Below are 12,848 nucleotides of genomic sequence, written 5' to 3' on the forward strand. Positions count from 1 at the left end.
GAAGAGAGGTCACGCGAGGGCGACCCAGAATCGGTTGCTCTCGTTGGCGATGCCAGAGAGCGGAGAGGGCGAAGTCGTCGGCGACGTGGTCAGCCGGCCGTAGCGCCAGAGGTTGTTCAGGCCGAAGGTGTTCGCCGGCCCTCCGTACGAGTTCTCGATGCCGAGGATCATCGGCCCGTCGCCCGTGGTGGTGTTGTAGTTGAACCGCCAGACCACGTAATAGACGCCGGGGTCCAGCGTCACGGCCGCGTCCAGCGTGGTCGCCGAGGCGTTGCCGCCTGAGCCATGCTGTTCGGCCGGCTCGTTGCCCGCCTCGATCGTGGTCGCGTTGCCGACGCGGGCCATGGTCGACGCGTTGTAGATCGCGGCCCAGGACCCGGAGATCAGGCCGCCCGCGTACCCACCGAAGTGCCACACGATCTTCGTGATCGACGAGCGCTTGTTCAGCTTGACCGCAGCCAGGCGCGGTGTGGTGCCGCAGTACATCGGCACCGAGTGCGAGATGGCCGGGTCGTAGGCCCATGCCTTCAGTCCGAGATCTTCGGGCTCCCACACACTGGGCAAGTCCGGCTGGGCGCCGATCGTGACAACCTGCCCGCCGCCCTCCATCACCTTCAGCTTGCCGCCGTTGGAGAACAAGGTGGCTCCCCCCGTATTAGCGGTGGGGTTACTGGTGTTGCGCAGTCCCAGACCGCCCGCGACCGTGGCCTTCGCGTCGGCGAGCGGGAGCGTCGAGCCGAACGAGATCTGGCCGGTCCCTCGGTCGCCGTAGATGACCGTGGACTTGAAGCTGCCGTCATCGTTGCGCGAGGACAGACGGAAGTTCGAGCCGGACCCGTCGCCGGGTTCGGCGACGTCGTCCTTCTGGAAGGTCCACCGCTTCACGCTGCCCACGTCGAGACTCCACTGGCGGTACGCCCCGGACGCACCGTTGAAGGCGACATCGGCGGTGAAGGTGCCTCCACCTGTCGGCATAGCGCCAACGTCGGAGGCCGTGAGGGTGACGGCAGGACCGGCCTTCCCGTTCACGGTGTCGACGCTGCCGGGTGAGCCCTTCGGGCCCTGCGGCCCGGCCGGGCCGGGGGCGCCGGTCGCACCCTTCAGGTTCCCGATCGCGGTACCCCATCCGGAGGCGGACCGCTGCCAGAGGTCGCCCGTGTCCGTGCGGAGAAGCATGTCGCCGGGCTTCGTGTCGGCACTGCCGGTGGACGTCGTGTTGACGTACCAGGCCGCGCCGCGCAGGTCGGTGCCGATCTTGGTCCAGACGCCGGACGCCTTGGTGTAGACGGCCACGGTCGCGCTGGTCACGCCGAGGAAGGTGTTCTCGGTCTTCTGGAGGTAGACGTCACCGTCCACGCCGAGCGAGGCCGCGGGGACCGCCGCGCCCTGGAGGACGGACTTGCCGATCGGGCCGGTGTCGCCCTTTGCTCCGGTCGATCCGGTCGCGCCCTTAGCGCCGGTCGCTCCGGTGTCTCCCTTCGGGCCGGTCGCTCCAGTGGGACCGACGACGCCGGAATCCTCTGGGGCCGGCCATACGCTCAGTCCCACCTACACAACCTCCACTCCGCAGACGTGCAGGGTGCACGCCGAGCCGCTGCCTTGTACCTGGATCGTTTCCGCCTCGGAGATGACTTGGTTGATCTCCAGCGTGAGGACGCCCTTCGCTGCGATGCCGACCGCCGGGAGGATCTCGACTCCGTCGAGCTTCACGACGACCGAGCCCACGGCCGTGCCGGGGTTCGTCGCGACGATGTTCGTGACGATCGCCGTGCCCGCCTCGGGAACGGTGTACGCGGTCGTCAGGGTTGTCGGGGCTGTGCCCCGGAAGAAGCTGATGGGCGTAGCCATCACCACACCCCCATGATCGACATGATTTCTGATGAACCGCCAGCCCCGGCGTCCGAGCGCTCCAGGTGTGAGACGCGTTTCTCGGCGTTGGACAGGCGCTTGTTCAACGCGATATCGAGGTTGAACCCGGTCGCGTCACCGAGGACAGCGCCGACCTGGAACCCGGTGGACCCTGCCTTCATCGCTATACCGGTCACGTTGGACAGCAGCTCTTGGTTGTCCACGACGACGGCGACACGGTCACCGAGGCCCCAGTCCTTGCCGAGGGTCATGGTCGTGTCTTCCATCGGCACGAGCTGGACGTCCACCGCCGTGAAACCGGCGTCCGCGATGGCCTCGTCCCCGGACTGCTGGAGTTCCTTCCAGTCGTCGGTGTTGCGCTGGTCGATCCACTGCTCGATGCGCCGGCCCCAGTCGCCCTCGGCTATGACGCTGGTGGGCGAGGAGACCTGGAGGAGCTGCCTCTTGGTCAGCTCTCCTTGCCCGGCCACGATGGCGCGGGTCACGCCGGGGGCGGAGATCGTCGCGCGCTGGCCGGACAGTGTTCCGTTCAGGACGTCCAGCCGGATGAAGTCGGAGCGGTCCGTCACCTCGTACGTCTCGAAGACGAGGTTCGCTCCACGCTGTATGACACGGAAGCCGAGGTTGCCCAGAAGGGCTAGCTCGGTGAGCAGGTTTCCCAGTACGGGGAAGCGCGCGGACTTCACGACGTTCGGGCCCCGGCCGAGGTCGGTCCCCATGGTGAGGGCTGTCTTGCGCCGTCCAACGGGGGCTGTTGGACCGATGTTCGCCTTGACGAACGAGTGCATGACGCTTTCTGCGGGGCCTTGTCTGACGTCGTGCGCCAGGGCCTGCGTCGCCCCGTTGGGGTTGGTCGGCTCAGGGAAGGCCAGCATGTCGGAGAGGACGATGTCGTCGGACACGCCCTCGAAGACGACCGAGCCGCCCGGGTCTTCCGGGGTGGCCGCGTACTCGAACTTCGTGGTCGGGCCCGACAGCATGGTGTAGCTCGGGCCGGTGACGACCAGGCCCGAGCCGGGGGTGCGCAGGTGCGGGGTGAGCGGGTGTTCCGCCCCGAGGGTGAGCTTCCAGGAGCCGACGTTGTTGAACGTGTCCTGCATCTCGAAGATCAGCTCCTCGGGGCGGACGATGCCCACCCGAGTCAGCGCCTTGTTCCGTACCTCGACGGTGATGTCTTGCAGTCGCACTCACACCACCATCCACTTGCGTGGCTGCCAGGAGCAGACGATGCGCGAGGCGCTCGTGATGTCCAGGAGGGAGGCTTCCGCCGTGGACAGGCCGGGCTTCACGGTCCAGAAGCGGGGCGCCGTGTCGAGCAGGTTGTATCGGTTGGCGCCCGTCTGGTCGGTGACCGTGCCTCGCTTGGTGTCGATGGTGAGCACCTGGCCGGCGGTGAGGGTGCCGGTCCAGCGCAGCCGCTCGCCCGTGGGGGAGACGGCCGTGAAGGTCTTGCCGGGGCCGTAGACCTTCCAGATCGGATACGCCTCGGCGTCACCCGAGTTGTTGAGTTCGATCTCGCCGATCGCCTGCGAGGCCGCGACGTTCAGCTTGGACAGGGACTTCAGGAACGGTGCCGAGGTGGCTCCGGTGATCGTCCGGGCCTCGGCGACCGAGGAAGTCCAGTACGGGTCAGGTGCACGGAAGGAGATCACCGTCTCGAACTCGCGCTCGCCGATGGTCTCCACTCCGTACGTGTACTCACCCCCGCCCGAGCGGTAGACGTCGGTGAACCAGCTCGTTCCGTCGTCGTTGAGGACGGTGAGGGTGCACCTCCCGGCCAGCGCGAGGGCCAGCCGGGAGACACGTGCACTGAGGTCGTTGCGGTTCCTCGCCAGGATCTCGATGGGTATGTCGATGTCCCGCGCGAGGACGCGCCTGCGCCGGTAGGTGGCGCCGTCGCCGGCCCCTTCGAGCCACTGGATGTTCACGGCGGGGAGGCCGAAGCCGGTCGTCCCCGTCTTGGCCTGGTAGCCAAGGCCCTTGGTCGCGATCTCGTCGAGATCAAGAGTGTCTGCGCCGCTGCTCAGGAGGAGCTTGGGCATCCCGAATCACCATCCCATCCGGGCTCGGTTGGCTGCGGCGAACAGGTCTTCCTCGGAGTCGAGGGAGTTGCCGGGTGCCGCGTAGTAGTTGAGGGTTTTGGTTGAGCCGCCCTGGCCGGCGTTCGCGAGAGCGGAGGTCACCGCGGCCGTGACGCCACGGGATGCGCCGAACGCGCTGACGGTGGGGGCACCGAACTCCGTGCCGGCCACGTCGTCGGTCAGTCCTCGGAGGGACTGCTTCACCGCGTCGTACCGGGACTCCAGGCCGTGGATGAAGCCGTTGATGACCAGCTGTCCGGCACCGACGAGGAGGACCCGGTCGAGGGACTCGGGGCCCTTCCAGCTCGTGAGCTTGTCGGTCAGGTTGCCGAGGGTGTCCTTGACGTCGCCGAACATGCCGGTGATGCCGGTGATGAACCCCTTGATCAACTGGATGCCGGCGTTCTTCAGGGTCGAGCCGAGGTTGCTCAGCGCGTCCTTGGCCTTGCCGGGCAGCTCCCTGACCTTGGCGACGGCCTTGCCGAGCCATGTGGAGACCGTTGAGACCATCGAGGCGAACTTCTCGCGGGTCGTCGAGACGACGCTGGACCATCCCGACGTGAAGAAGTTCTTGATGCTCTGGAGTCCGCTCAGCGCCTTCGAGCCGAGGCTTGAGAAGAACCCGGTGAAGCCCTCGCTGATCGCCTTCCATGCGTCCGTGCCGAACTTCTGCACGGCCTTCCAGCCAGCCTTGAAGCCCTCGCCGATGGCGGTGAGGCCCTTCTTCGCAGCACCGAGAACGCCGACAGAAAGCCACGTGATCAGGGCGCCGAGGATGACGTCCCAGAGGCCCTTCAGGAACTGCCAGATGCCGTTCCAGAGATCCTTGAAGCCCTTCTGGAGAAGGTCCCAGTTGCCGGTGAAGATGCCCTTGAACAGGCCGATCCAGATCTCGAAGTAGCCCTTGACCATGTTCCAGACGCCCTTGAAGATCTCGACGAAGCCTTCGAGGACGAGGGCGACGCCGTTGATCGCGGCGACCAGAGTTCCGATCAGCAGCTCGGCGATGAACTGGATGATGGGGGCGAGGACCGGCATCAGGAAGTCGATCACTGCCTTGAGTGCATCCAGGAACGGCATGAGCGCCTGGACCAGGCGATCGAAGGCGTCCTTCAGCAGGGGCAGCATGTTCGCGGCGATCTCCTGGACCACCGGGATCAGCGGGAGGAGGACGGCCGAGAGGATCTGGAGGAGCACGTCGACCAGGGGCATCGCCGCCTGGACGATGCCGGACAGGAATTCGGCAACAACCGGCAAAATAGGGGCAAGCCCACTCAGGAGTGCCGAAATAATCGGGAGTACGGCAGCAAGGATCTGACCGAACAGTTGAGCGATTACCGGCAGGATGATGCTTAGCGCCTGGAAGGCCATGCCGAGCGCGTCCTGGACGATCGGGACGAGCTGCATGATCACGGGCGAAAGCATCGTAAAGGCGCTGGTCAGCGCACCGCCGAGCAGATCGATGATCGGCAGAATCGACGGAGTCAGCGCGGTGAAGGCGGTGGCCAGCGGGGTCAGGGCGGCCGAGACGAGCGGGCCGAGCTGGGCGGCGAGCGCACCGACGATGGTCATGACCGCACCGAGCGCAGCGCCGAGCGGGGCCAGTACGGGCAGGAGCCCGTTGACGCCCGCCTGGATGCCGTCGAAGAGGGCGTAGACGCCCGCGAAGACCGCGTCCTGGTTGAGCGCCTCGGCGATCCCGCCGAGCGCAGTGCCGATGATCGTGCCGACCTGCGGCAGGATCTGGGTCAGCAGTCCGACGAACTGGCCGAGGAAACGTTTCACCTCTTCCCCGCCCTGCGATGCCATGTTGGACATCGCCTCGTGGGCTGCGGTGAAGAGGCCGACGAGCTTGGCCTGTACGGCGCTGCTGTCGATCGCCTCGTGTACGCCTGCGAGCGTCTCGCGGAGCATCCCGAGCGTGGACCCGCCGGCCTCTTGAGCCGCGCGGGAGATGCCGGCCAGGATGCCGCCGGTCTCGAAGAGGACTCCGCCGAGATCCTTCAGGGACTGGATGCCCGCGTCGATCTCCTCGCGGAGACCGGACTCGCCCTTCTGGTTCAGCCAGTTCGACGCCTTGGTGGCGACGTCCACGAACCACTGGGCGAGCTGGGGGAGGTAGCCGGCGCCGACCTCGCCGAGCACCTTGATGATGTTGGCGAAGGCTCCGGTGCCGGTGGTCGCGATGTCGATCGACTTGGAGAGGTCGTCGAACATGCCGCCCAGCGCGGGGGCGAGGGAGGACTTGAGCGAATCGGCGAAGCCGCCGAAGAACTGGCCGAGCTGGGTGGACGTCTGCTTGAAGCCGGACGTCAGCTCGGGGAGGAGGGTGTCGATCAGCTCCCGGATCGGCGTCTTGGCCTCGGCCCAGAAGCGCTCGCTGATCAGGTCCTGGAGCTGCGAGAGCTGCCCCTTGACCTCGGGCAAGACCTTGTTGAAGTCCTTGAACGCCGCGATCGTGGCGCCAAGGCCGATCGCCATGCCGCCGAGAATTCCGGGGAGAGCGAGGGACGTTGCACCGATCTGGGCGAGCGAGGCCGACAGCGTGAAGAGGTTGGACGCGGCCGAGATGCCCCAGCCAGCCAGGCCCGCTATCGCCGTGGCCAGCGTGCCGATGATCGGCGTTGACTTGTCGAGGTTCTTCAGCGTGTTGCCGAGCCGCTCGAACATGTTGCCCAGCACGCGGGCGCCGGACAGGGCCTTCAGCATCGCCGTAGCCGTGGCGGCGGCAGAGAGGGAGACCTTCGGGAACAGGTTGACCACGCGGTCACGCGTCAGCCTGGCCATCGCAGCCATCACCGCGGCGACCGCGCCCTTGCTGGTCTCGGGCTCGATCTCGGACTTGAGGTGATCGATCTTGTCCTGGAGGTCGTCGATCTCCCGTTCCACCTTGGCCTTGGCCAGGGCGTCCATCTCGGGGGTGATCGTCGCCTTCAGGGCCTGCATCTGAGTGAAGGCCGCTTCGAGCTGCCGCTTGAGCTTGGCGACTTCCTTCTCGTCCAGCTTGGGGTTGATCGAGATGTCGTCGAGCGTCTTCTGGATCTCGTCGTGGATGGCCTGGGCTTCGGCCATGCTCCAGTTCAGTTCCACCTCGGCCTGGAGGTCGAGCCGCTTCTGGAGTTCCTCGCGCGCCGCGCGCAGTGACGTTTCGTCTAGCCCGACTTCGAGATCGACTTCACGGATCTTGGCCAGCTCGGCTTCGATCTTCGCGATGGCCGAGCGGAGGGAAGCATCGTCGTCCCAGTCGACCTTCAGGTCCAGGCGCAGGTCGTCGGCCAGCATGTCGCGGGCGGCCTGGAGAGAAGCCTCGTCCAGGTGGACGTTCAGCTCGATCTCGCGCATCTTCGCCAGCTCGGCGTCGATCTTCGCGATGGCCTGCTTGATGGACTCCTGGCTGGACTCGTCGACCCGGATCGTGACGGTCTGAATCTCGCCGAGCCGGTCACGGAACATGTCCAGGGCGGCGTTGAGATCGTCCTCGTTGAGGTCGACCGGGATGTCGACCTGACCGAGCTTGTTCAGCTCGTTCTCGATGCGGGCGATGGCCGACTTGACGGAGTTCTCGTTGTCGAGGTTGACCTTGATCGAGATGTCGCTGAGTGCCTGCTGGGCCTCGGCCCGGACCTTCTTGGCCTCCTCCTTGACGCCGTCGCCGTCGAGGACGACCTTGGCCTTGACCTCCAGGCCCTTCTCGGCTTCGGCCAGTTCCTTGCGGGCCTCTTCCTTGAACCGGGAGGTGTCCGGGAGGATCTTGACCGCTACGCGGCCGACTATCTGGGCATCTGACATAGACCTACCTCCGGGCGCTGAACTGCTTGTAGATCTCCGCCACGGAGCGGCGCTTCTTCTCGCCCTTCGTGGCCTTCTTCTTGACCTTGGGGCGGGGCCACTCGGGGAACTTGGGGGCCTTCTTGCCCCAGTTGCCGGTGGCTCGGGTGTTCTGGTTGATCGCGTCGAAGATGTCGGCTCGCATGTGGCGGTCTACGCCCCATCCGAAGTGCTCCCTGCCGCCCGACGCGAGGGCGTAGGTCAGGGAGGTGTCGGGCAGCCTCTGCACCATGAGGAGGACGAGGGCCGGCGAAGGGCCCCGACCTTCGATCACGTCCACGAGGTTGGTCCCGTAGTAGTGAAGGAGGTCGGGGAACAGGCCCTCGCCGTACTCGTCTATGAGGTGCGCGAGGCTTAGGCTTCCCCCGCCTGAGTGCCCTTGCTGTAGGTGCTGAAGACCTGGGCCAGGAGGGCGAGGTCGCCGTCGATCTGTTCGATGAGCTGCTCGGCGATCTTCTTGTCCTTGGCCACCAGGCGGATCGCGTCGGCCAGGACGTCGGCCTGGTCGAGGGCCTCGTCACCGTCGAGCTTGTCCTGGAGGGAGCCCAGCTCGTCGCGCTCGGCCTTGCTCAGGCGCAGCGGGTTGCGCAGGACGACCGTGGTCCTGTCGTCGATCTGGATGTCGGTCGAGCCGTACTTCGCGTCGGCGGCGGAGCGGATGTCGTCGAGAGAGAACGTGGCCATGAGGTGCGGACCTCCAAGGGTCGGGGAGAAAGGCGGGAGAGCGGACCGTCGAGAGGGGGCCCCAGGAGAGGGGCCCTCGGCGTGCAAGGAGGTCCGCACCACTTACACACCGAGGGAGTTGGGGAGGCTTAGGCGGCTTCACCGGCCTCGAAGGAATCGCCGTCCCAGAACGCGCGGGTCGCGTCGCCGAGGACCACGTACCGACCGGAGGTCCACGCGGTGGCCGGGGACGCGGTGACGCCGGACAGGTCGGTCAGCCCGTAGGGGACGTTCGAGCCGGCCGGGGTGAAGGTGCCGGGGGTGCCAGCCGTGGCGCCGGTCGCAACCACGCCGCCGAGCGGGGTGATCGCGTACGACCACTTGTTGGCGCCGTGCGGCATGGGCTTCACGCTGAGCGGGAGGCCGGCGAGGGACTCGGTGTCACCGAAGGAGAGGTCATCGCCTCGGTAGATCTCGGCCTTGGGGGCGTAGAAGGCGAAGTGGTTCTCGCCGTCCACGAAGACCGCAAGGAAGGCCGCGGTGGTCGGGATCGGGTCGGAGGGGACGCCGACCGAACCGTCAGGCAGGACGGGCGCGTTGGAGCCGTAGTACAACTTGAGGCCCGGCACGTCGAACTGCTGGAGGGTGAAGGTCATCGACTCCGTCCGCGCGCTGTACTTGGTGCGCAGGCTCTTGTTCTGGAGCGAGCCGATGGTGGTTGCCTCGCCACCCTCGGAGGTGATCGAGAAGATCTCCTCCAGGCTGGTGTGGCCCACGGCCTCCCAGGGCGAGAGCGGGGTCAGAAGGTCGTCGGGCATCTCGGTACCGGTGGGCGCGGTGAGGTAGTTACCGCTGCCGATGACGAGGGTTGCGGCATCGTTCATAGCCACGAGGGGTCTCCTTACTCGCCCCAGGCGTGCACGACTATCACACCGAGGGCTGGGTGTTCGGGATGGGGAAGGGGCGAGAGCGCGGCTTGCGGATCTCGACGTCGTACTGGGTCTCGTAGCGCCAGACGCCTGTCGGGAGGTCCGCGTACTGGACCGGGCCCGTGGCCGTCGCCCAGTCGGTAGCCCGGCGCGGGGCCGAGGCCATGTCCACGCGGGTGATGTGGCCGGCGGGGTAGACCTTCTGGTTCAGCCAGGCGTCGCGCATGACCACGCGCACGGCCTCGGCGAGGATGGCCGCGTCGGCGTCGCCGTCCGGGTCCTCGCAGAAGGTCTGTACGGATACGCGGGCGTAGTCCGTGAAGCGGGCGTCTCCGGTCCACGCGCCGAAGCTCGGGTCTCGGCGGACCAGGACGAGGGGGAAGTCCTGGTCCTTCGCGATGAGCGAGCGGACAGCGATGCCCGGCAGGCCCTCGCGGAGCACGGCGAGGAGCAGGTCTTCAACGGGGCTGAGTTCGGCGAGCGCCTTAATTCCTGCGGGAAGGCCGGCCATACTTCACCCCCTTCTTGCGGCGGATCGTGACGTGACGCCTGGTCCTCGATCCGCCCTTGTTCTTCCTCGGGAGGTTGGCCGCGTTGGTGAGGATGTAGAGGCCCTCGAAACCGGCGACCGTGTACTCGCTGATCGTTTCGCCGTCAGGGCTCTGGAGGGTCACGTCGTAGGCACCGCGGCCTACCTCGATCGAGAGCGCCGAGTTCACGCTGGCCGAGTCGCTCGTGGTGATGTCCTGGAGGATCACGTACCGGTCGACCCGACCACGATCGGTCTCGATGCTCGACTGGCTGACCGAGCCCCGCGTCTTCGGGCTCGCCTTGACCCGCTGGAGGTTCTCCTCCGCGCGGACCTGGATCTCGAACTGCTTCACTTCGAGTTCGCCCTGGACGCCGTCCATCAGGGCGAGGAACTGTTCGAGCTTCTTGCCATCGACGGACCTCTCCCACTCGATGCTCACGGCCGCTCCCGGATGTCGATGGACCAGTGCCGGGTCTTACGGGTGCCGTGGTGGTAGGCCGGGGGCGTGACGACGTCCCAGTGGCGACCGAGGCAGTCAACGCGCGACCAGAGGGTCACGTCCGGCAGCTCGGCGTCCACGATCATGCGGGTGATGTTGATCTGCTGCTGACCGGGCACCTCCGCTTTCGAGGAGCGCTGAGGGATCAGGGCGCAGCGCACCTCGATGGGGTGCTCCATGTCGGCGACCAGGATCTTGTTGCCTCGGCCGTCGATGCGCTCGACGGTCCGGAAGATCTTGGCCGGCACTCCGCGCCTGCGCTGGAGGCTGCTCACCAGGGCTCCGTCTCGTCGGCGTAGAGCGGGAAGCCCTTCCAGCCGTTCTCGACGGGCACCAGGCCCACGGTCACGGGGCGACGTACCGACTGCCAGGCGGTGACGCCTGCGGTGTAGAGGCCGGACCTTCGGCCGGCCAGGCCGGCGAGGAGCTTGATCTCCTCGTCCGTGAAGTACACGGTCCCCGCGTTCTCCCCCGCGCTGTCGTTCCAGGCCAGGGTCTCGTCGCCTGCTCGCGACTGGGTGTAGCCGTCCGGGTTGGACATGTATCGCTTGCACGCCTTCAGCACGAGCGTGCGCACCATGCGGGGGGCGGTGTCCTCAGGCCAGTCGCGGCCGTAGTGCGTGGCGAGGTCCGAGGCGTCCTCCAGGGCGTTCTCTGCGATCCGCTCCTCGTCCGCGTCCAGCATCCAGTCCAGTCGCCCCTTCAGGTCTTCGAGGGTGGCGAAAGCCACGGGAGTCTCCTTACTCGGTGGGGCGAGAAGGGGCAGAGCGCACGACTATCACACTCTGCCCCGACTCATCGACTGGTCCTAGGCCGAGGCGCCGTCCGCGGTGCCACCGATGCCGGTGATCTCGAACAGCTCCTTCTGCTTCGGGTCCGGACCGTCCGGGTCCGGCAGGACGTCAGCTTCGGCGTCCAGGTCCAGCTTGATCGCGCGCACGAAGTGCTCGTGCTCGGAGACGAAGCCCTGGCTCGGGTTCGCGTTGTCGCGGCCGATCAGGAAGTCGGACACGGTGCGGAAGCCCTTGTAGGTGTTGACGATCGAGCGGTCCATGAGACGTGTCGAGTCGTAGTCGCGAATCCAGCGCAGGGCCACGCCGTTGTAGCTGGCCGAGGCGCCGAAGGGAACGCTCTGCGGGACGGAGGGGGCTCCCGTCGCGAAGATGAACGCACTGGAGACCATCGCCACGGCGAAGTCGGCCGGCAGCTCGTCGGAGGTGACGATGTTGAAGCCGTACCGGCGGCCGAGAGTGGCCTCACGCAGCGCGGACACGGCCTCGGCCTCGCCGACGTTGACCGCGAGGTTCAGGTCCGCGTCGGACAGAAGCTCGTTCTCCCAGCCGGAACCGATCAGGAGGGTGCGGCCCTCCTTCGGGACGCGGAGCTTGTTCATGACCTCGCGCGCCCGGATCAGGGTCTTGCGCAGGCTGCGACCGGAGACCGCGCCGCCGAGGGTGACCTCGTACGGGGCGTTCAGGAGGTAGTCGACGGCCTGGTACTCCAGTCCCTTGCCGACCGCTTCGGTCTGCTTGGTCATGAGCTTGGCCCAGCCCTGGAGGTCCATCTCGTTCTGCTCGTCGGTGAGCTGCACACCCGAGTAGACGTCCCCGCCGAAGTTGACCTGGACGGTCCGCTCGGCGTAGGTGTCGAACTGGATCTCGGTGGTGCGGTCGTTGCGCCATCCGTACGTGCGGTAGGGAAGGACTCCCTCGACCTTCACGTTGATGGCGTCATCCTTGGCGCCCTTGAACTGGTCGATGCCCTCGCGCTGGAAGACGGCCGGGACGACCAGGGACTCTTCGAGAGCGACTGCCGCAGTCGCGGCGATCTTGTCCGGCTTGACTACATCGTGTTCGGTGTAAGCCACGGGGTGGTTCTCCTGTCAGTTGGGAAGGGGGAGACTGGGGGCGTGCACGACTATCACACCGACACCAGAAGGAAGGCTCAGTAACCGCGCCTGCGCGCAGCGCGGGCGGCCTTGACCGGGTCGAAGGTGTCGTCCCCCTCAGCCGGGGTCAGACCTCCGCCGAGGGACTCCGGGGCCTGCGGCGAGACGAGCTTCTGAAGCTCCTTCGCGTCGGCCTCCAGCTCCGCCGGGGTCGCGCCGGCAAGACGCTTGGCCAGGGCCTCGGGCAGCTCGTACTTCGCTGCCACGGAGGAGAGCAGGATCTTCCGCTCCAGCGCCTCGTTCTGCGCCTTCAGCTCGGCGACCGCAGTCTCGAACTCCTCGGGCGTCTTGGCGCCAGCGAACCGGGCCTCGACCTCCCGGAGCTTGGTGCGGTAGTTCGCCGCCTCCGCGTTCGCGTCGGTCAGCTTCTTGCGCAGCACGTCCGCAGGGACCGACTCTTCGGCCGGCTCCTGGGTCTCCTGCTCCGTCGACTGCTCCCCTTCCGGGGGCGTCTCAACGGTCTCGGTGTCGGTGCTGGGGGTTTCCTGCTCGGGCACGC

14 protein-coding genes are annotated in these 12,848 nt (G+C 66.9%); all 14 read right to left on the reverse strand.

All coding sequences use genetic code 11. The features are described from left to right. Positions 1 to 9: 9 nt before the first annotated feature. Positions 10 to 1,548: a collagen-like protein gene (locus KME66_RS14560; protein WP_216322603.1), complete on the reverse strand. Its 1,539-nt coding sequence runs from the start codon at positions 1,546 to 1,548 to the stop codon at positions 10 to 12. Then, entirely contained in the window at positions 1,549 to 1,848 is a 300-nt protein-coding gene (locus KME66_RS14565; protein ID WP_216322606.1) for a hypothetical protein, read from the reverse strand. Then, positions 1,848 to 3,056, reverse strand: a complete 1,209-nt coding sequence (locus KME66_RS14570) for a siphovirus ReqiPepy6 Gp37-like family protein (protein WP_253208340.1) — start codon at positions 3,054 to 3,056, stop codon at positions 1,848 to 1,850. Before KME66_RS14570 ends, KME66_RS14565 begins: the two co-directional genes overlap by 1 nt. Next, positions 3,057 to 3,911, reverse strand: a complete 855-nt coding sequence (locus tag KME66_RS14575) for a phage tail domain-containing protein (protein ID WP_216322609.1) — start codon at positions 3,909 to 3,911, stop codon at positions 3,057 to 3,059. It abuts the gene before it with no gap. A gap of 6 nt (positions 3,912 to 3,917) precedes the next feature. Then, on the reverse strand, positions 3,918 to 7,739 hold the full coding sequence (locus KME66_RS14580; RefSeq protein ID WP_216322612.1) for a hypothetical protein: 3,822 nt from the start codon (positions 7,737 to 7,739) through the stop codon (positions 3,918 to 3,920). A gap of 4 nt (positions 7,740 to 7,743) precedes the next feature. Beyond that, positions 7,744 to 8,052, reverse strand: a complete 309-nt coding sequence (locus KME66_RS14585; protein WP_198544815.1) for a hypothetical protein — start codon at positions 8,050 to 8,052, stop codon at positions 7,744 to 7,746. A gap of 80 nt (positions 8,053 to 8,132) precedes the next feature. Further along, positions 8,133 to 8,462, reverse strand: coding sequence for a phage tail assembly protein (locus tag KME66_RS14590; RefSeq protein ID WP_216322616.1), 330 nt, complete (start codon positions 8,460 to 8,462; stop codon positions 8,133 to 8,135). A 128-nt stretch (positions 8,463 to 8,590) separates the two neighbouring features. Further along, positions 8,591 to 9,325, reverse strand: coding sequence for a hypothetical protein (locus tag KME66_RS14595; protein WP_253208589.1), 735 nt, complete (start codon positions 9,323 to 9,325; stop codon positions 8,591 to 8,593). Positions 9,326 to 9,368: 43 nt separating this feature from the next. Continuing rightward, a complete protein-coding gene (locus KME66_RS14600; protein WP_216322622.1) occupies positions 9,369 to 9,881 on the reverse strand; it encodes a hypothetical protein in 513 nt (170 codons plus the stop codon). After that, positions 9,856 to 10,341, reverse strand: coding sequence for a DUF5403 family protein (locus tag KME66_RS14605; protein WP_216322624.1), 486 nt, complete (start codon positions 10,339 to 10,341; stop codon positions 9,856 to 9,858). The genes KME66_RS14600 and KME66_RS14605 overlap by 26 nt, the downstream gene beginning before the upstream one ends. Continuing rightward, entirely contained in the window at positions 10,338 to 10,676 is a 339-nt protein-coding gene (locus KME66_RS14610) for a phage head-tail adapter protein (protein WP_216322626.1), read from the reverse strand. The genes KME66_RS14605 and KME66_RS14610 overlap by 4 nt, the downstream gene beginning before the upstream one ends. Next, complete coding sequence (locus tag KME66_RS14615) at positions 10,673 to 11,131, reverse strand: hypothetical protein (RefSeq protein WP_216322628.1); 459 nt, start codon at positions 11,129 to 11,131, stop codon at positions 10,673 to 10,675. The genes KME66_RS14610 and KME66_RS14615 overlap by 4 nt, the downstream gene beginning before the upstream one ends. 78 nt (positions 11,132 to 11,209) lie before the next feature. After that, complete coding sequence (locus KME66_RS14620; RefSeq protein ID WP_216322630.1) at positions 11,210 to 12,268, reverse strand: hypothetical protein; 1,059 nt, start codon at positions 12,266 to 12,268, stop codon at positions 11,210 to 11,212. A 77-nt stretch (positions 12,269 to 12,345) separates the two neighbouring features. Then, positions 12,346 to 12,846, reverse strand: coding sequence for a hypothetical protein (locus tag KME66_RS14625; protein WP_216322632.1), 501 nt, complete (start codon positions 12,844 to 12,846; stop codon positions 12,346 to 12,348). Between the last annotated feature and the right edge of the window lie 2 nt (positions 12,847 to 12,848).

Origin of the sequence: Streptomyces sp. YPW6 (assembly GCF_018866325.1) — a bacterium.
In the GTDB taxonomy this organism is placed as follows: Bacteria; Actinomycetota; Actinomycetes; order Streptomycetales; family Streptomycetaceae; genus Streptomyces.

What these genes read in the sequence shown, in the direction of transcription:
- KME66_RS14600 (WP_216322622.1), bottom strand. Translation starts at nt 9,881, where the DNA reads ATGGCCGGCCTTCCCGCAGGAATTAAGGCGCTCGCCGAACTCAGCCCC.
- KME66_RS14580 (WP_216322612.1), bottom strand. Translation starts at nt 7,739, where the DNA reads ATGTCAGATGCCCAGATAGTCGGCCGCGTAGCGGTCAAGATCCTCCCG.
- KME66_RS14595 (WP_253208589.1), bottom strand. Translation starts at nt 9,325, where the DNA reads ATGAACGATGCCGCAACCCTCGTCATCGGCAGCGGTAACTACCTCACC.
- KME66_RS14565 (WP_216322606.1), bottom strand. Translation starts at nt 1,848, where the DNA reads ATGGCTACGCCCATCAGCTTCTTCCGGGGCACAGCCCCGACAACCCTG.
- KME66_RS14590 (WP_216322616.1), bottom strand. Translation starts at nt 8,462, where the DNA reads ATGGCCACGTTCTCTCTCGACGACATCCGCTCCGCCGCCGACGCGAAG.
- KME66_RS14575 (WP_216322609.1), bottom strand. Translation starts at nt 3,911, where the DNA reads ATGCCCAAGCTCCTCCTGAGCAGCGGCGCAGACACTCTTGATCTCGAC.